The sequence below is a fragment of the Acidovorax sp. SUPP950 genome (genome assembly GCF_030158935.1).
Taxonomy (GTDB): Bacteria; Pseudomonadota; Gammaproteobacteria; order Burkholderiales; family Burkholderiaceae_C; genus Paracidovorax.
Genome location: NZ_BQXE01000005.1, coordinates 129,858 through 147,667, shown reverse-complemented (window position 1 = coordinate 147,667; position 17,810 = coordinate 129,858). Strand labels below are relative to the sequence as shown.

Here is a 17,810-nt window from a genome sequence, read left to right as displayed (position 1 = left end):
GGGATCCGGCCAACGGTCAGGCCAGGCGGCGGGGCAAGAGACCGGCGAGCGAAGCGATGGCCATGCGGCCCACGCCGGGCGCCGTGCGCCATGCGAACCGCGCTGCCTGCCCCAGCAGGCCCAGCGGGCGCACGTGGCCGTCAACCATGTCCCGCCACAACAGCCCCGTCAGCAGGCGCGACAGATCGATGCCGAGGTACAGCGCCGCCAGCGCCAGGCATGCCACACGCCGGACATGGCCAATACCGAACGCGCGGGCCACATCGGAGGCCACATGGCGATGCCCCACCTCTTCCTCGCAATGCCAGCGCCACATCCGCGCCTCACGGCCATCGCCCTGCAGCCAGGCCGTTCCCTGCAGCACCTGCGCTGAGAGCAGCGCAGTCAGGTGCTCGAACGCCTCGGCCAGCGCCAGGCGTGTCGGCAGCGGCAGACCGGCCAGGTCCTGGACCGCCGCCGCGACCCGCCCCTCCAATTTGGATACCGGCACGCCGGTCTGCGCCAGGCGCTCGTTGTAACGGCGGTGCGCTCGCTGGTGGGTGGCTTCTTCCCGCACGAAGCGCAGGGCCTCGTCACGCAGTGCGGGAGCCGAGACGCCTTGCCCGCCGTCGGCCTGGAGCGCATCGGAGATGGCATCGATCACGAAGGCTTCGCCGGACGGCAGCAACAGCGACAGGGCGTCGAAGAACCGCGTGCGGAACATGTCTCCATTCCAGGGCACCACACGGGCTTGCGTAGCGCTCAAAGCAGCGCTCCGGCCCAGTGCGTGGCACGTCGCAGCACCGCAAACGGCAGGATGCGCCACAGCGGCCATGCCGCCGCGAGCGGCACGGTGCCACGCAGCAGAACGCCGTGGTCCAGCGATTCCGCATGCGGGAAGTAGTCCGGCCGCACGCCGACGATCTCGCGAAAGCCCTTGCGATGGTAGTACCGCAGCTGGGCATCGGCCGGCAGGCCGCCGCGGCGCGAATGCACATAGGTTTCCGCATCGGGCGCAAGCCCTTCCTGCAAGGCCCGGCGCAATCCGGGCACTGGCGATCCCAGATAGATGTCGCGCCAGCCATGCCGAAGCGCATGGGGCCAGAAGAACCGGATCAACTGGCAGGCCGCTTCCGGGTCCACGCTGGTCAGGCTGATCCCGAAGAGGCTGCGGCCAGGCTTCGCGCCGACCGGTTGTCCTGCGCAATCGTGCCAGGACCGGGCGGCCACCAACGCCTCGCGGCAGGCCGGCTTCATGAAGAGCGACGCCAGCGCCTCTCCTGTTTTCGGGCAGAACGCACCCACGCACAGATCGGGATGGGCCAGGATGCGACTGCGCAGAGCCGCTTCGTCGGCGGCTTGCTCCGGCGTCCATTGCCGGGCTTCCAGGCGCAGCAATTGCGGAATGTCGTCCAGCCCCAAAAACCGCGCACGGGGCCTGCTCGCCACCCGAGCAATGCCCTGGGGCGCCATGGCTGGCGAACGCACGCTGCGCGACGGCATCCAGGAGCCCGCCGGCGCAGCGCGCCGAATCTGCATATCGAAAGACATGGGGTCGGATGATCGCCAGCCCGTATGAAAGGCTGATGACACCCCGTGCAATCGGCCACCGCTGGCCTGGCCCGCTCGCTTGTCGGTCGATCGCTTCGCATGCCGGCTGCCTGCGCTGGGTATGGCTGCCTACCCTGGAGGCATCCCGATCAACGCGAGAACGCCATGAACAGCCTTATCCTGAAAAGCCCCCCTACAGAACTGCGCCCGGTAGCGGGCGGCCTCTTCGCCTGGCTGAGCGCCAAGGCCTCCAGCGCCCATCGCCTGCGCCGCGCATCGTCCCATCGCATGGGTGGCGCGTCCTTGGCGCCTGCCGCAAAGCAAGCAGCCGCCCGGCCGGCCGAGCACCCCGTGCGGGACCTGTCCGAGGGGCAGGCTGGCGTGCCGGTGGTGCGTGGCACACAGGGCCTGCTCGACATCTGCGAGGACGGACTTTTCCCCGGGTTGCGCAAGATGGTGCTGCGGGGTGAGTTCAGCGACGCGGATCTGCAGCACCTGCCCGGGTCGCTTGAGGAGCTGGAACTGCTGCATTGCAAAGGCATCAGTTCCGCAGGCCTTGCACAACTTTGCCAGTTGGATCTGCGCTCGCTCACGGCCCGCCATCTTCACATCGATGCGCAAGGCGCCGCGATCCTCGCAGGCCATCCCACGCTGCGCTGCCTGGACCTCAGCCACAACCCGATTGGCGATGAAGGCGCTCGCGCGCTGGCTCGAAACCCCGGCGTGCAAACGTTGCGGCTGAACGACTGCGGCATTGGCAATGCGGGCGCCACCGCCCTGGCCGCCAACCCCCACCTTCAGGTGTTGGAGCTGCGCAGCAACCCAACGTTGGGCGCCGAAGGCATCCGCGCCCTGGCCCGCAGCCACGGCATGCGTTCGCTCGACCTGAGCGACAACCGGCTGCGCGACCCGGCCATTGCCCCGCTGGGCAGCAACCGCAGCCTGACCCACCTGGTACTGGGCGGCAACCTGATCGGCGAAGACGGTGCCCGCAGCCTGGCGGCACACCCGTTCCTGGAATCGCTGAACATGCAACGCAATCGGATCGGGGACCAGGGCGCTGGCGCTCTGGCGCGCATGCCACGTTTGCACACGCTGGTGGCATCGGGCAACGGCATCGGCACGGCCGGTGCGCAAGCCCTGGCACAGCACACCGCCCTGACCACCTTGGACCTGCGCCACAACCCGATTGGCGATGCAGGTGCCCAGGCGCTGGCCGACGCCCCGTCCCTCGTCTGCCTGGATGTGGGCAGTTGCCAGGTGGGCAATGCCGGCGCGTGCGCATTGGGCCGCTCCCGCACGCTGACGCGCCTGGTCCTGCGCAACGACATGGCCGGCACCGTGCAGATCACGGAAGCCGGCGCTTGCGCCCTGGCGGCCAGCACCTGCCTGACCGAACTCGATCTGGAGGGCCACCAGATCGGCTCCGGCGGTGCCCGGGCCCTGGCGGCCAATCCCCGGCTGCAGAAGCTGAATCTGGCCCGCAACCGGATCGGCGAGTCGGGCGCGCATGCGTTGGCCGGCAACCGCACGCTGGCATCGCTGGACCTGTGGAGCAACCCGTTTTCCGAGCGGGGAAACCGCGCGTATGCGCAAACGCATCGCGCATTGATGACGGCCCTCGGTTGAGGAACTCCGGCAGCGCCGGATCAACCGAAGGCTCCTGCCGCAAAGCCAGGGCAGGGCCCGGCCGTTGAGGCATGCCTGCTTCGGCTTGGCGTGCAGTCCGATGGTCGGGCAGGCAACAGTTGCCAGCCCGCAGGGCCCCCACTCCCTCACTCAATCGGATTTGGGCTTGACCCAATGGGTCAGTTCATCCCGGTGCTGCAGGGTGCGAAGGGTCTGATCGACCATTCCCTGGATCTGCGCGATCTCGCCTCGGTGGATACCAGCGCCAGCCGCACCGCCTCGCAACAGCTGCTGAGCGATCTGCAGGTCGGCCAATTCCGGCTTGCTGGCGTCCCGTAGTCCAGCCAGCGTGTCAATCGCCGCACTGAGGTACATCGCGTCATCGCCCCCCTGCTCGGAAATCACGCCCTGCAGCTCTTCAGCCAGGGCCACCACACCCTTCTGCGCGTGATACGCCGCATTTGACAGCCGTACCAGCTTGTTGTCTCGCCACTTGTCCAGGGAGTCCGTCAGGCTGTGCGATGCACCGCCCAGGTACTCCTTGCTCGCCTGCCAGACAAAATCGTTGGAGGAGCTCTGGCCAGCCTGCTGCAGCATGTAGCCCTGCGATCGCAGGGATTCGCTTGGCAAGGCGGAATTGGAGCCGCCCCGCCCCAATTGCCCGACCAAGGCGCCGATGCCGGTCGAGGCAACGCCCGCCATCACATTGGACGCCAGCGACCGGCCCATGTCGCTGATCCGGGCACGAACGTCGTCGCCATTGGGCAACCATGATCCGCTGGTGCGCCAGGGGCCGACCCAAAAGTGCTGCGTCAATGCCAGCGTTTCCTTGGCCACCTCCGCTCCATAGCCAGGCAACCCTTTGATGTCGGCCAGCCCCGCCGCTGGCAACCCGGGCTGGGGCAAGCTTCTGGCAAACACGTTGGCCTTTCGCGTTCCTCCGGCGAAATCATCCAGATTCGCATAGGCCACCGACTTGCCCATGCCCAATGCCAGTTTGGTCATGCCCCCTCCGAGCCCCGAAGCCCATAGCGAGTGCGCGAACACCAAGGCGGGATTGGTGAACGCGTAGATCGGCATCACCTGCCGGCGCAGCACATTGAAGCCCGCCGTCATCAGCGGCTGGGCCAATACCCCCCACTGTTTGCCATCCAGTGCCGCCTGCAGCGCGGTCACCGACTTGCGCCGCAGGTCCGCCTGGGCCTTCAGCTCGTTCATCGTGGGCAAATGCCGCGGGCCACCGAGCGAGTCTGCCGTCACCGGCCTCCAGAACTCCTTGCGTTCGTTCACCACCCGGATCTGTACCGGGCAAGGGTCGGGGACCAGCACGTGAGGATCGATGGCCTTGAACTGGGGAAAGTTGGCCAAGGCCGCTCGCCGGTCCATGGCCGACAGCAACGTGGTATCGACCATGTGCGCGGTGAGCCCCCCGAGGGTGCCGCCTGCGAGCGCCGGGTCGTACTGGTTGCTCAACTCTCCGATGTTCACCGATTGGCCTTCGGCGTTCAGGCCCGAGCGTGGACCGATCGCGGTGGCCATCGCATTGGTGGCAGGCGAACGCGCCATCGAACTCAACAACTGCCGCCCAAAGTCGTACCCTGCAGGCAAGGCCGCATCGCCAGCCCGCAGCGAGTAGCCCCCGGCCCCGGCAGCCTCCTGCGCATTGGCATGCTGCCGGGCCCATTCCTCGTACACTGCCGCCATTTCGCGCTGCTGCGCGTTTTCTGTGCGAAACGGTATGTTACGCAGGAAGGCCACCAAGCGGTCGCCCGCGGACAGAGCGGTACGGTCTGAGGTCGGGGGGGCGACCACCACATGCGGCATGCTGGCCTCCAGATCCACCCTGTCGACGGCGATGTCTTGCACCGGCGCCTGCACATCGGCCGCCTGGGCCGTCGCGGGCTCTGGCGTCTGGCCTCGCCATCCCACCTGTCCCGCCAGGGCATGGGCGCCGGTCCATGCAGCCCCCACGCCTTGCGCCATGCGCCACCCACCCGACTGCAAGGTCTGGCCAATGGTCTCCATCCAGCTGCGGGAGGTCCCGGCATTGGCAAGGCTTTCATTCGGAGATGGCATGTCGATGGCGACGTAGCTTCCGGACGCCGACGGGGAGTTGGTGCTCCGTTCGGGCAACACTGTCCGGCGCACCGGAGTGGCCGACTCGGTGGTGCCTGGCGTGGCGCGCGGGCTCAAGCCCTGGTGCTCGAGCGTTTGCGTCGGGGGCCGCTCGGTCGTGTGGCTGGCGGCCGTGGTGTTGGCATCGGTCCGATGGGGGATGGTCCGGATGCTGCGGCCAGTGATGTTCGGGTGGTCCATGGGAGTGTCCTTGGGTCCAGAAGTTCGTGAAACGGAGAGTCCGCCGGTCTCAAGCCGAGGACGGCGCTGGCGCGGGTTCGTCCAGCAGTGCCTGAAGCACACTGGCCCCGATGCCGTTGAGCATGTCCATGGCGGTGGCCGCGTCTTGAGGCGCCTCGATCCAGGACAGCGAACTGAGCTGCAGCATGCCCTCAGCGGATGCTCCCAGATACCAGCCAAACTCCTTCAGGACCACGGCCTGCAGCGTCAAAAGCTTCAAGACCTCCGGGCCGGCAAGCTCTTGCGCCGCGACCGGCAGCAGCACTTCGGGCAGCACCGCGGCATGCTCGGGGTGCAAATGGAAACGGCCGGCCAAACCGGCCGGCCCGCTGATGACCCGCGGGGCCACCAGGAGAAGGCCGTCTTCCGCCCGCAGGCCGATGTGCACGGCCAACTGGGTCAGGAAATCGATCTGGGCGCGCGTCGCGGCCTCGGGCACGCGGGCAACGGTGGATGGGGCGCTCATGGGAGTGTCCTATGACGAATTGAGTGGGGGGGTGTGGGAGAGAAATCAGGGCACGGAGGTGGCACCGACGGAAAGACATTGCACTGCCGCTGCTGCTGAAAACGAGGCAGCAGGCCGTGTGGCGGCGGGATGCGCCGCACGCAGGCGCAGCGGCTGGCAGGGCAGGCGAACGCCTGCATGCACCAGCCGCTGTGGCCAAGCAAGGCCGGAAGATCCGCTGGCATGGCGCAGCAGACTTCCAGCCTCTTTTTCATCAGCCCGTGAAGGCCTTCGTACCGCGGTTTTCCGCACCTTCCACCTTGGTGGCTGCGGGTGCGAGCACATCGTGGGGCGCGCCAACGATGTCGTTGTTGGCCAGCTTGATGTTGGCCTGCGTCGCGTCGGTACGCACCACGGCTTCCTTGACGTTCCTGATCGTCGAATTGGTGATCGAGATGTCGGTCGCGAAGTCCTTGCCACCGTTGGTGCGGACCAGCTTGCTGGTGCCATCGAAGAAGGAGTTGTCGATGGAGAAGGCGCCGCCGTGGTTGAGCTGGAACGTCTTGTCGGTGGCGTTCGATGCGCCGCCGTTCTTGAACACCACGTCGCCTTCGCCCTTCTTCGTCATGAAGTCCTCGCCCACATCGCGTCCGAACACGCCGTCGATGGTGGCATTGCCCATGGTGTGAATGCCATCTGCGCCCGAAATCTGCACATTCTTCAGGGTCGCACCGGGTTCCAGCACGAACAGCGGTTTCTGGCTTTCGCCTTGTCCACCATCTCCCAGGGCAGGGCCGGCCTTGAGATGCATCATCTTGCCGTATTCCTTGAGGCCATCGAAGGTTTCCCCAGCCTTCACGACGATGGTTTCGTTCTGGATCTTCTCGGCGTCATACGGCGGAATGCTCGTCACCTTGCCGGCAGAGCCAGAACCCGTAGTGGAAGGGGTCTCGGAAGGCTTGGTGCCGGTAGAAGGGCCCGTCGTGGAAGGCTTGTCGGTGGAAGGCTTTTCCGTACCGCCGCCATCACCCACTGGAGGCTTCGTGCCGCCGCCATCACCAGAAGGCTTCGTGCCGCCGCCGCCACCAGCAGAAGGCTGCGTGCCGCCGCCACCACCAGCAGAAGGCTGCGTACCGCCGCCACCAGCAGAAGGCTGCGTACCGCCGCCACCACCAGCAGAAGGCTGCGTGCCGCCGCCACCGCCTCCACCCGACTCGCTATCGGACTCGTCCGGCTTCTTGCCCGTCAGGAGTTCGATCAGTTTTTGCAGCAACTCCATCAGTTGTTGGGTTGCATCCTGTGCGCCACCATTTTGCTTGTCGCCATTGGCCAGCTTGTCCAATGCGCTGCTGTCGCCCTTGATGAGGGCCTCGACCAATTGCTTGAGCATGTCGCCCGGCGAGCCCTGCCCTTTTGCACCATCAGTTCCATCGACTCCACCGGAATCACCAGTTCCGCCAGTTCCACCGGCATTGCTGGTGCCGCCAGAGTCCTTGGTGCCGCCGGCCCCACCGCCACCACCAGAGCCTTCCGCCTTTCCGCCCTGCAGGGTTTGCAGGATTTGCAGAATCTGCTCGAGCACCTGCAGCAGCTGCTGGATCGACGACTGGCCGTCGCCGCTTTGCGTGCCGTCCGCGCCCTCAGGGCCGCCAGTGCCGCCGGCACCGTTCGTGCCTCCGGTGCCACCCGTACCGTTTTTCCTGCCCAGGTCTTCCACCGCACCCGAGCCACCCGACAGCAATGCTTCGATGAATTGCTTGGCCAGATCGCCAATGTCGCTGGCGCCTGTATTGCCGTCGCCACCGCTGCCGCCGCCGTTGGTTTGCCCCGTGCCGCCGGCACTGCCCGTGCCGCCTGTGGTCATCTTGTCCAGGATCTGGCGCAGATAGCTTTCGCCCAGTTGCTCCAGCAGGTTGCCACCGCTGCCGCTGTCCTTGCCCATTTCATCGAGCGTGTTGCCGCCACCGCCGCCGAGCTTGTCGGCAATGCTTTTGGCCAGATCGCTGGCAGGATTCTTCTGCGAGTTCTGCTCCATGGACTTGGCGATCTGCTGCAGCAACTCGCCGAACTGCTGGATCAGGCCGGCCACGCCCTGGCCCTTGTTCGCGCCGCCGCCTCCGTTGGCGCCGCCCGCGCCGCCCTTGCCCGACACACCATCCGTGCCGCCCGCTTTGCTGTCGGAACCGTCTTTGTCCATCGCTTTCATGACTTGCTGCAGCACCAGCACGACCAGCTGGAGCAGTTCGTCCTGCAGTTTCTGGGAAGAGTTCTGTTGGTTGTCCGACAGAGAGTCCAGGTTGTTGTTGAACCGGGAGGTGGTCTGGGTTTGGAAATTGACTGACATACTGACTCCTTAAGGCAAAGTGAAAAAAAAGCTGCCCACCCCATGGCGGCTCAGACAGAGAAATGCGGCGAAGGGATCCACCGTGTTGCGCGAAGGCGTGGGTTCAGAGAAAGCGACTGACTGCGGTGGCGACCGGATCGACACGTGGTGGGAAACCCCGGCCCCGCGGTGCACCTCACTGGGACACTGCAGGCGCGACGGCACGAGGGGCCGTCCACAACTCACCGACACAGCGCATCGGCGCGCCGCCAGTGCACAGGACAGGCTGGCAGCCCAGCTGCGAAGGCGGGACTGCGCGGCCTGCCGGTTGCCCTCAGCGTTACCCATGGGGCACCGCCGGCGATTGGGGTGAGGCAGGGGGCGAGGCCGCAGGCGACAGCAAACGCTTGATGCGCTCGGCCACGGGCCGCATCGTGAGTTGCGGCCGCACCTGCTGGAAGAAAACGCCCACCAGGAGCACCAGCAGCAGCATGGTCGTCGCCCCCTTGATGGGCTGCGCGAGGCTGTTGGGCTCCAGCTTTTCTGCGGCCTTTCCCAGCAAGCCAATGCCCAGGTCGATGAGCATCAGGATCACGATCACCGGTCCGGCGATCTTGAGCACGGTTTCGGCGTAGTTGGTGACTTCGGTCGGCAGGAACCGCTCCATCAGCACCGACCAACTGGGCATGACGCCCGTGAGCGGCCACCACTCGTACGAATCGAACAGCAGGCCGATGAAGACCAGCATGCCCCCCAGCATGTAAAAGCCTACGATGGCCAGTTGCGACAGCAGGTTGCCCACCGGCGTGCTCTGCTGGCCGCTGAGCGGATTGGTCTGCTGGATGTTGTTGTAGCCGGTCTGGTTGTCAATGAGCATGCCCACGCTCTCGGCCACCCAGAAGACGGTGCCGACCGCGAACCCGATCAGCATTCCGATGACGCCCTCCTTGAGCACCAGCACCGCCATGTCCACGGCGGTCAGCGAATGCAGCAGTTCGGTCGGCTGGCCCCAGGCCACAAAGGCGCCCAGCACAAGCACGAGCCCACCGCGAGTGCGTCCATACAGCAGCATGTCGTTCGTTGCCGGCATGACGAGCATGGCGGCATAGATGCGCGCAGTGGACAGTGCCAGCACGGCAAAGAAGCCCTTGAGATCGAGGGTCAGCTGGAAAAGGCCCAGCCCCTGCTGCATGGAGGGGTCCATTGCCACCTCATGCCCTGGCGCCGCGCGCCAACTGCAATCGCGTGCGCGCAGCGGCACGGGAGCAGGCCAGCATGCGAGCAACGGCCGTTTCCTCTGCCTCCTCGTCCTGCGCGTCCTCCTGGGCCCGTTCAGCCTCCTGCACGGCCCGCTCCAGCCGGGCCTCGGTCGCCTCCAGTTGCTGCGTTGCGCGCCGCAGCGCGAACTCTCGCTCGGCCACCCGCTGCACGGCGGCTTCCACCTGCGCTGCCGCGCGCTGCGTCAGCTTGCCGGCATCGGCGCTGCGCACTTCCGCCTCCTTGACCAGGATTTGCAGCGTCACCACGTCCTGCGCATGAAAGCCTTGCGGACGCTCCGTGGTCGAGGCAATGCGGCCGCGCAGGTCGCTCTCGGCCTGGCGCACCTGCGCCTCCTCGGCCACGGCCGCTTCGTGCGCGGCCTGCTCGCGATCGCGCTGCCGGGCGCTCTCCTGCAATGCCGCTTCGCTCTGCTCGACACGCCGCTTCTTCAGGCGCACCAGGATGCGCAACCCCTTGATCGTGCTCATGAATCCCTCTCCAGCGGCCAACCGACATCGATTGACCTTCTGGCGGCAAGACTAGAAGCGCGCGGCCTCGCGCCATGGAACCCGAACGAAGGCAGTCACGGCAATGCGAATGTGGGCACGCAGCGCAGGACTGCGATCCGTCACGTTCGTCTGCGAGGGCAAGGACTTCGCATGGATCGCATGCCAGGCGGCGTGCAAAGCTAGATTGCAAGAACCCATCGCGCACCGCGACCAACGAGCCCACGCCATGTCAGAAAAAACGGAAGAACCCACAGACAAGAAGCTCCTGGACGCCCGCAAGAAGGGAGAGGTTCCCAAGAGCCAGGACGTCGTGGCCGCGGCCATCCTGGTGGCCTCGCTGCTGGTGCTGATCGGCTCCGGCCCCATGCTCTACGACCACATCGCGAAGGTGGTGAAAACCGCCATGCACCAAGGCATGCAGGCGCAGGACACGCAGGAGGTTCTGGCGCTGATTTCCTCCATGGTGCTGGACGGCGCGATCGCCGCGTTCTCCCTGGTCATCGTCTCCGTGCTGGTGGCGATCATTGCCATGATGGGCCAGGTGGGGGTGATCATTTCGTTCGAAGCCATCCAGCCGAAATTCGAAAAACTGAACCCCGCCGAAGGCCTCAAGAAACTGATCAACGCACGCTCGATCATCGAGTTCTGCAAGTCGGTGGTGAAGGCCGTGGCACTGGGGGCCGTGATCTGGCAAATCGTGCTCAGCCTCGTGCCGCTGCTGGTGGGCTCGGCCTACCTTTCTGCCCAAGGCGCGGGTCAGGTGGCGTGGAGCGCCATCCTGCGGTTGATCGGTTTTTCGTGCCTGGTGTTCGTGATCATCGGTCCCGTGGACTTCGGCTTGCAGCGCTGGCTGTTCATGCGCGACCAGCGCATGAGCAAGGACGATATCAAGCGGGAGCGCAAGGACAGCGACGGAGACCCCCATGTCAAGGGCCAGCAGCGCTCGCTGCGCGACGAGCTGGCCAACAGTCCACCGCAGGAACGCGTGCCCGGCGCCACCGTGGTGGTCACCAACCCGACCCACTACGCCGTGGCCCTGCTCTACGAGGAAGGCGTCACGCCCCTGCCCATCGTGGTGGCCAAGGGGATGGATGCACAGGCCGCGGTGATCCGCGGCCTGGCCGCAACGCATGGTGTTCCGATCATCGCCAACCCGCCCCTGGCCCGCGCGCTGCACCGCCTGCCGCTGAACCAACCCATTTCCGAAGAACTGCTCGAGTCCGTTGCCGTCGTGCTGCGCTGGGTCGCAGAACTCGACCAATTCGGCGGCGGCACGGCCGCAAACACATCTCCTCCCTGACAAGCCTTCACCACCAGGAACACCCCATGGCCAAACGCTTCGACTCCACCCTGGTCAACGACATGACGATGGCAGGCTTTCTCGTCGGCGTGATCGCACTGATGATCCTTCCGCTGCCGACCATGCTCATCGATGCGCTGCTGGCCATCAACCTCACGGTGAGCATCCTGCTGCTGATGACCACGCTGTTCATACCGGACGCGCTGTCGCTTTCGACCTTTCCTTCGCTGCTGCTGTTCACCACGCTGTTCCGGCTGGCGCTGAACATCGCCTCCACCAAGGCGATCTTGCTGCATGCCGATGCAGGCCACCTGATCGAGAGCTTCGGGCAGTTGGTGGTGGGCGGCAATCTGGTGGTGGGGATCGTGGTGTTCCTGGTCATCACCATCGTCCAGTTCATCGTGATCGCCAAAGGCTCGGAGCGGGTGGCGGAAGTCGGCGCGCGCTTCACGCTGGATGCCCTGCCAGGCAAGCAGATGAGCATCGATGCCGACTTGCGCGCGGGCCTGTTGACGCCCGATGAAGCCAAGCGAAAACGCGCTCACCTCGGAATGGAAAGCATGCTGCACGGCGGCATGGACGGCGCGATGAAGTTCGTGAAAGGCGACGCCATCGCCGGGCTGATCATCACGATGGTGAACATCCTCGCAGGGGTTGTGGTCGGCATCATGTACCACAACATGACCGCCGGCGAAGCGGCCAACCGCTTCGCGGTGCTGTCCATCGGCGATGCCATGGTGTCGCAGATTCCGGCCCTCTTCATCTGTATGGCGGCCGGCGTTCTCACCACCCGGGTGACCGACGAGCACAAGAAAAAGCCCACCTCGCTCGGCCAGGACATGACCGAGCAACTCACCCGCAACCCCCGTTCGATGTACCTTGCCGCGGCGCTCACGGCGGGCTTCGGCTTCATTCCGGGCTTTCCGATGGTGCCTTTCGCCCTGCTGGCGGGCGGTCTGGTGGCTGGCGGGCACTTCCTCACCAAGAAACGAACCCAGCTCGCGGGCAACTCGCTGTCCAAGCCGATCGCGGCCCTGATGCGCGAAGGGGCCAAGGGAGACGCGCCCTCCATACAGCAAAAAGCCCCCGAGTTCGCCAAGCCGCTGTCGATCCGCATGTCGGATGCGTTGGGCAAGCTGATCGATGCAGAGCGGCTCAACGGCGCACTCAACAAGGAACGGGAAGGACTGCAGTCCAGGCTGGGCCTGCCGTTTCCCGGCGCTGCGATGTGGGTGGACATCGAGCTGACCGGCCTGCGCTACGAAGTGCTGATCAACGACGTTCCGGTGGCGCAGCCCGAACTGCCGGGCCGCATGCTGCTGCTGCTCGACCCCCAATCGCCCCTGGCCGCATCGGCCCAGCCACACGGGCCCGCACTGGGCAGCGAGGTCTCGCTGTGGCTGGCGCCGGAGGCCGTGCCCATGGCCCAGCGAGAAGGCGCATGCATCGATGTGGAGCAGGTCATCGCGCGCGAAGTCGTGGGCATGCTGCAGCGGCACGCCCACCTGTTCATGGGGGTTCAGGAGGTGCAGTGGGTGATCGAGCGCAGCACGCCGGAATACCCCGGTCTCGTGGCCGAGGTGCAGAAGATCATGCCCCTGCAGCGCATGGCCGAGGTGCTGCGCAGGCTGCTGGAAGAACAGGTGCCGATCCGCAACATCCGCAGCATTTTCGAGAGCCTGATCGTCTGGGGGCCCAAGGAAAAAGACCTGTTGCTGCTCACGGAGTACGTGCGCTCCGACCTCGGCCGCTATCTCGCGCATGAAGCGACCAGTGGCCAGCGGCATCTGTCGGCCATCTTGCTCGATCCGGACATCGAACAGGCGATCCGCGGCTGCATCAAGCCCACGCCGGCGGGGAACTACCTGGCCATGTCGCCCGACGACGCGCGCGACCTGACCGAGCGCATCGCCGCGGTCGCCGATACCGCCAGGCAGCCCGGCGTCGCCTTGGTGACGTCGATGGACATTCGCCGCTATGTCAAGAAGATGATCGAAAGCCGCCTCGACTGGCTGCGCGTGTACTCGTTCCAGGAGTTGGGAACCCAGGTGGAACTGCGGCCTATCGGCCGCGTTTCCTGAGGACCGCGGCCATGACCTCTCTCCAGCGCCCCGATCACACCCTGCGCCACGTCGCGCACCCTGCAGTGGCAGCCACCCCCGCGCTACTGCGGCCGAACTCGCAAGAGCGGTTTCGCCGCGAGCTGTTTCCACCCGCACTCCCGCAGGACGACCCCGCCGAAGACGAAGTGATCGAGTCCACCGATCCCTTCGCCACGGCTGCGGAGGGCACCCCGCCCGACCCCATGGATTCGAGCGACGGAGAGCCTCGGGAGCAGACCGATGCGCAAGGCGATTCGCCGAACGAGGAAGAGCGGGACAACAACGCACCACCCGCTCCTGCGCCGCAGGATGCGACATCCGACCCCTTGCCGCCGCAATACTTCTTCATCCAGGGCGATACCGTTCCGCCGCCGCTGGCACGCACACCCGCCCCCGGGGAAGCAGGGCAGGACCTGCCCGACGACCGGCCACCCGTGCACGCCGTCGGTGCCACCGGCACCGCCACGGATGCGGAGCCGCCGCAGTGGCTGCGAGATACCGCGCAAACCATTACCGATCTGTGCCTGCGGGCAGACCCGGCTTTCCAATCCTGGGCCGTCACGGTGCCCATGGACCCCAAGGTGCTGCCGGAATGCGAGCTGGCCCTGGGTCTTTCGTCCTATGCCATGACGCTTCGCTTCCGAACGATGTCGTCCGAGTCCCGCCACCTAATCTCAAAGCATCGCGATCAACTGCACGGGTTGCTTGCCCGCCTGGGCACGGCCCACCGAAGCATCGACATTGACCTGGAATGACCTTGAACGCAGTCAAGCCACTGGCTTTCCCCTTAAGCGACCTCGCAAGGTATCTGCCGCCCATGGACCACGGCGAAGCCCGTCTGGCGCGGGTGATGTTCGATCGGCGATTCGTGCGGTGGGTTCGGGCCCTTTCGGGACAAACGGGTGCGTCGGTCAGCCGGGCGCCCGGCCGATCCGGCAAACGCATCAGCATGGAATTTCGGTCGGCGCAGGGCACGATGCGGCTGTCGGTACCCAGGACCGACTGGCCTGCGCTGGAGATGGCTGCGCGCCTGCCAGACCCCGCGCTGGCCCGGGACGTTGTGCACTCGCTGCTGGCCCAGCTGCTCGCCCCGTTCCAGTCCCGCTTTGCCGGCCTGGTGCTGCATGGGATGCAGCTGGATTCCGGCGCTGCCCCTTTCGAGATCACCGCGAGAAATCGCCGCATCGGGCTGCAGGCCATCGACGAAGCGATGGCAGGACAGATCCAGGCGTTGCTGGCTGCCTCGGTCCGAAGCGACGCAAGCCACCTGCTCGGCCTGCGCGTGGCCTGCCGCATCCGGCTCGCGCGCAAAACGTATTGCGCCTCCGAACTGGGGTCGGTCAGTGCGGGCGATGTGCTGCTCACAGGCTTGCCCGCCGGCGCCTCGGCCTCTTTGCATTGCCACTTGTCTTTTGGAATGGGCGTCTCCATGGAAACCACTGCACAACTCGATATCGACTCGCACCAAGCCACGCTCGACGGCACACCTGAGCCCGGCAGCGAACCCATTCCGGAGCACGACCTGCCAGCGGGTGCGGAAATCGGTGCCATCGGAAAGCTGTCCATCCCCGTGGCCTTCGAGATAGACAGCGCCCGCGTCCGGCTCGACGATCTCGCGGCCTTCGGTCCAGGCTCGGTCATCACGCTGGACATGCCCGTGCGCGAAGCACTGGTGCGCCTCGTGTGCCACGACCAGGTGATCGGTACCGGCCGCCTGATTGTCATCGGCGAGCAACTCGGCGTGCGCATCGAGCGAATGGGGCTCAGCCTGGCGGCCGAAGCACCACCACAAGATTTGCCATGACCCCGCTGTCATCCGTCCAGGGGCTGGACCCTATCTCGCTGTTCATCGCCCTGATGGCGCTGGCGGTGCTGCCGTTCGCGGCCATGGTGGTCACCTCGTACACCAAGGTGGTGGTGGTGCTGGGCTTGCTGCGCAACGCGCTGGGCATTCAGCAGGTGCCGCCCAACATGGTGCTCAACGGCATCGCCATCATCATTTCGATTTACGTCATGGCGCCGGTCGCCATGGAGGCGGCCGACAAGATCCAGAACGGGCCGCCGTCATCGCAGACGTCGAACACCCAGCAGCTGCTGGCAGCCGCCTCCGCCGCGAAGGAGCCGTTCCGGCAATTCCTCGTCAAGCACGCGCACCCGGCCGAAAAGGCATTTTTCCTGAAGTCGGCACAGGCGATATGGCCCCAGGAACGCGCAAAAGCGCTTCTGGTCGACGACCTGATCGTGGTGGCCCCGGCTTTCTTGCTGACGGAGCTGACGGCCGCCTTTCGCATCGGTTTCCTGCTGTATCTGGCCTTCGTGATCGTGGAGCTCGTCATCGCCAACGTGCTGCTGGCCATGGGCCTGTCTCAGGTGTCGCCCACCAACATCGCCATCCCGTTCAAGCTGCTGCTGTTCGTCGTGCTCGACGGGTGGTCCCAGGTCATGCACGGACTCGTGCTGACCTATCGATGACGGAGCACGCAACCCCATGACGCACGACAACATCGTTCAACTGACGTCCGAGGCACTCATGCTGTGCCTCATTCTGTCGCTGCCCGCGGTGGCCGTGGCGGCCATCGTCGGTTTGCTGGTGGCGCTGGTGCAAGCCGTGACATCGCTCCAGGATGCTGCCATTTCACAGGGCATCAAGCTGATCTGCGTGACCGTCACTGTTGCGGTCTCCGCCCCATGGGTCGGGAACACCGTGCTGCAGTTCTCCCAAAGGCTGCTCGCGGCCACGTTCACGCCATGAACCCCAATGCGCCGCTCTTTCGCGGGCTGCAGCAGCTGCAGCGGCTCAAGCAGTTGCGCCTGCGCGAGCACAATCATTTGATCGCAGTGCAGCATGAGCAGGCCGCGCGCAACGCCTCGCTCATGCAGCAGGGCCGGTTCGGCGACTACATTTTCCGCACGGTTCCCCGCCCACCGCTGCCCTTGCCACCCAAGCAGGCCCGGCTCCCCGGCCAGCCCGATGCCCCGCTCTTGGCACCGGGACAAGACATTCCGCTCGAAATCCTGCAGGCCGGTCCCGAAGAATCCGAAGCACGGCAAGGATCTGCGGAGCGGTGGAAGGCGGCCCTCGACGACGACCGTGGAGAACGCTACGCGCGGTACCGGGAATCGCTCCGGGACACCGGGAACGAGCCCGCGGCGCTGGACAGTTTCCTGCGACAAGGAGGCAGCAGCCGTGACAAGGGGGATTCCCAGGAGAATTCCGAAGGCGGCAATTCCGGATCAGGGTCCGGATCGGGATCCGGCTCGGGATCGGGTTCTGGCTCCGGGTCGGGCTCCGGGTCGGGCTCCGGCAAAGGCGATCAAGGAAGTTCGCGTGACAACCCGCAAACCAGCCGGATGGCCAAGCCAGGCCTGGCTGGGGGTGCCACGGCGGCCCAGCATGTTTTGCAGCAGCATTACGCCGGCACGGCGCAAGACCGGGCCCATGTCCTTACACGGCGGCTTTGGGATCACAGCCGAAAGCCCCACTTCGCGGCCACCCCCACGCGGGGCATGGCGGAGATGGCGGCGTACCTTCAAAACCACGAAGAACGGGGTGCATTGGGCACCCTGCAACGGGTCAAGATGGCGTTGTTGCTGTGCGGGGGGCCCGCACCCGATGCAGCCAGTGACACCGTTCGCATGAAAGACCTCAAGGCCTTGCTGCCGCTGGCTTTGCTGAGCACCGATCTCCCACGCACGCCGTCCCAGGCAAGCATCGCTGCAGAGCGGCAATTGCAGGCCAGCCAATCCTTGAAACGGCCCGTTCGCCCATGAGTCTCGATCAATACAACCAGTTGGTCACCGAGCTGTGCGAGGCCATCGACTTGCCTGATCCGCAGGCGGTGCTCGCACAGGGCTGGATCGAGGTCGAAGGGTTCGAGGTTCTGCTGTCGCACTATGAGAACGACCCTGCCGCGCTGTATCTCAACTTCCATTTCGGCATCGTCACCGCAGGGCGCACGCTGACCATCTTCCGGCTCCTGCTGGAGGCCAATCTCACCGTGTATGCGCAGGATCAGGCCCAGGCAGGCATCAACCCCGATACAGGAGGCATCATCCTGATCGTGCGGGTGCCGATGACGCCGGAAATCACCGGGACCTGGCTGGCCGAAACACTGACCCACTACACAGAGCACGGACGGTACTGGAAGGACAACGTGCTGAGTTCCACCGACGAAGCCTTCAACGGCATCTGTGCGGGGGACTACATCTGGCTCAAGGTGTGAAACCCAGGCCCCCGCCGCCCATGCCCCGATCGGGCTAGAACGTGTTCAAGGTCTTTTTTGGAGCACGTGCTGGCACGCAATCGGACGGGGTGGGGGTCCGTGGCACCGCATGGGCGGGTGCCCACGCAAGCCGC

The 17,810-nt window shown here is 65.7% G+C and carries 16 protein-coding genes; 9 read left to right on the top strand and 7 right to left on the bottom strand.

The window, feature by feature from the left end; all coding sequences use genetic code 11:
* Positions 1-16: 16 nt before the first annotated feature.
* Together AVME950_RS19255 and AVME950_RS19250 are read right to left on the bottom strand one after the other, a co-directional pair.
* Entirely contained in the window at positions 17-745 is a 729-nt protein-coding gene (locus AVME950_RS19255) for a metal-dependent hydrolase (protein ID WP_284431033.1), read from the bottom strand.
* Positions 742-1,482: a hypothetical protein gene (locus tag AVME950_RS19250; RefSeq protein ID WP_284431032.1), complete on the bottom strand. Its 741-nt coding sequence runs from the start codon at positions 1,480-1,482 to the stop codon at positions 742-744. The genes AVME950_RS19255 and AVME950_RS19250 overlap by 4 nt, the downstream gene beginning before the upstream one ends.
* A 213-nt stretch (positions 1,483-1,695) precedes the next feature.
* Between AVME950_RS19250 and AVME950_RS19245 the strand changes: the two genes are divergently transcribed.
* Positions 1,696-3,159, top strand: a complete 1,464-nt coding sequence (locus tag AVME950_RS19245) for a leucine-rich repeat domain-containing protein (RefSeq protein ID WP_284431031.1) — start codon at positions 1,696-1,698, stop codon at positions 3,157-3,159.
* Between the two features lie 150 nt (positions 3,160-3,309).
* Here the strand turns inward: AVME950_RS19245 and AVME950_RS19240 are convergent, their stop codons facing one another.
* The 5 genes from AVME950_RS19240 to AVME950_RS19220 form a co-directional block, all read right to left on the bottom strand.
* Entirely contained in the window at positions 3,310-5,475 is a 2,166-nt protein-coding gene (locus AVME950_RS19240) for a hypothetical protein (RefSeq protein ID WP_284431030.1), read from the bottom strand.
* A 49-nt stretch (positions 5,476-5,524) separates the two neighbouring features.
* Positions 5,525-5,980 (bottom strand): hypothetical protein, encoded by a 456-nt coding sequence (locus tag AVME950_RS19235; RefSeq protein ID WP_284431029.1) that lies wholly within the window; start codon positions 5,978-5,980, stop codon positions 5,525-5,527.
* Between the two features lie 253 nt (positions 5,981-6,233).
* Positions 6,234-8,303, bottom strand: a complete 2,070-nt coding sequence (locus AVME950_RS19230) for a pectate lyase (RefSeq protein WP_284431028.1) — start codon at positions 8,301-8,303, stop codon at positions 6,234-6,236.
* A gap of 319 nt (positions 8,304-8,622) precedes the next feature.
* Complete coding sequence (gene sctT / locus AVME950_RS19225; protein WP_284394248.1) at positions 8,623-9,486, bottom strand: type III secretion system export apparatus subunit SctT; 864 nt, start codon at positions 9,484-9,486, stop codon at positions 8,623-8,625.
* Between the two features lie 7 nt (positions 9,487-9,493).
* The gene (locus AVME950_RS19220) at positions 9,494-10,030 is read right to left on the bottom strand and encodes a type III secretion protein (protein ID WP_284426258.1); all 537 of its coding nucleotides are present in this window, start codon (positions 10,028-10,030) and stop codon (positions 9,494-9,496) included.
* Positions 10,031-10,277: 247 nt separating this feature from the next.
* On the opposite strand from AVME950_RS19220, the gene sctU reads away from it, so the two are divergent.
* From sctU to AVME950_RS19180, 8 genes are all read left to right on the top strand, one after another.
* On the top strand, positions 10,278-11,351 hold the full coding sequence (sctU, locus tag AVME950_RS19215; protein WP_284406608.1) for a type III secretion system export apparatus subunit SctU: 1,074 nt from the start codon (positions 10,278-10,280) through the stop codon (positions 11,349-11,351).
* A gap of 26 nt (positions 11,352-11,377) precedes the next feature.
* Positions 11,378-13,432, top strand: a complete 2,055-nt coding sequence (sctV, locus tag AVME950_RS19210) for a type III secretion system export apparatus subunit SctV (RefSeq protein WP_284406609.1) — start codon at positions 11,378-11,380, stop codon at positions 13,430-13,432.
* 11 nt (positions 13,433-13,443) lie between these two features.
* The gene (locus tag AVME950_RS19205; RefSeq protein WP_284431027.1) at positions 13,444-14,208 is read left to right on the top strand and encodes a type III secretion HpaP family protein; all 765 of its coding nucleotides are present in this window, start codon (positions 13,444-13,446) and stop codon (positions 14,206-14,208) included.
* A 62-nt stretch (positions 14,209-14,270) separates the two neighbouring features.
* Positions 14,271-15,257: a type III secretion system cytoplasmic ring protein SctQ gene (gene sctQ, locus AVME950_RS19200; RefSeq protein ID WP_284431026.1), complete on the top strand. Its 987-nt coding sequence runs from the start codon at positions 14,271-14,273 to the stop codon at positions 15,255-15,257.
* Complete coding sequence (sctR, locus tag AVME950_RS19195; protein ID WP_272565652.1) at positions 15,254-15,925, top strand: type III secretion system export apparatus subunit SctR; 672 nt, start codon at positions 15,254-15,256, stop codon at positions 15,923-15,925. The genes sctQ and sctR overlap by 4 nt, the downstream gene beginning before the upstream one ends.
* Positions 15,926-15,941: 16 nt before the next feature.
* Positions 15,942-16,205: a type III secretion system export apparatus subunit SctS gene (gene sctS, locus AVME950_RS19190; RefSeq protein WP_284431025.1), complete on the top strand. Its 264-nt coding sequence runs from the start codon at positions 15,942-15,944 to the stop codon at positions 16,203-16,205.
* Positions 16,202-17,224, top strand: coding sequence for a hypothetical protein (locus AVME950_RS19185; RefSeq protein ID WP_284431024.1), 1,023 nt, complete (start codon positions 16,202-16,204; stop codon positions 17,222-17,224). Before sctS ends, AVME950_RS19185 begins: the two co-directional genes overlap by 4 nt.
* Complete coding sequence (locus AVME950_RS19180) at positions 17,221-17,676, top strand: CesT family type III secretion system chaperone (protein ID WP_272549503.1); 456 nt, start codon at positions 17,221-17,223, stop codon at positions 17,674-17,676. Before AVME950_RS19185 ends, AVME950_RS19180 begins: the two co-directional genes overlap by 4 nt.
* The last annotated feature ends 134 nt before the right edge of the window (positions 17,677-17,810 follow it).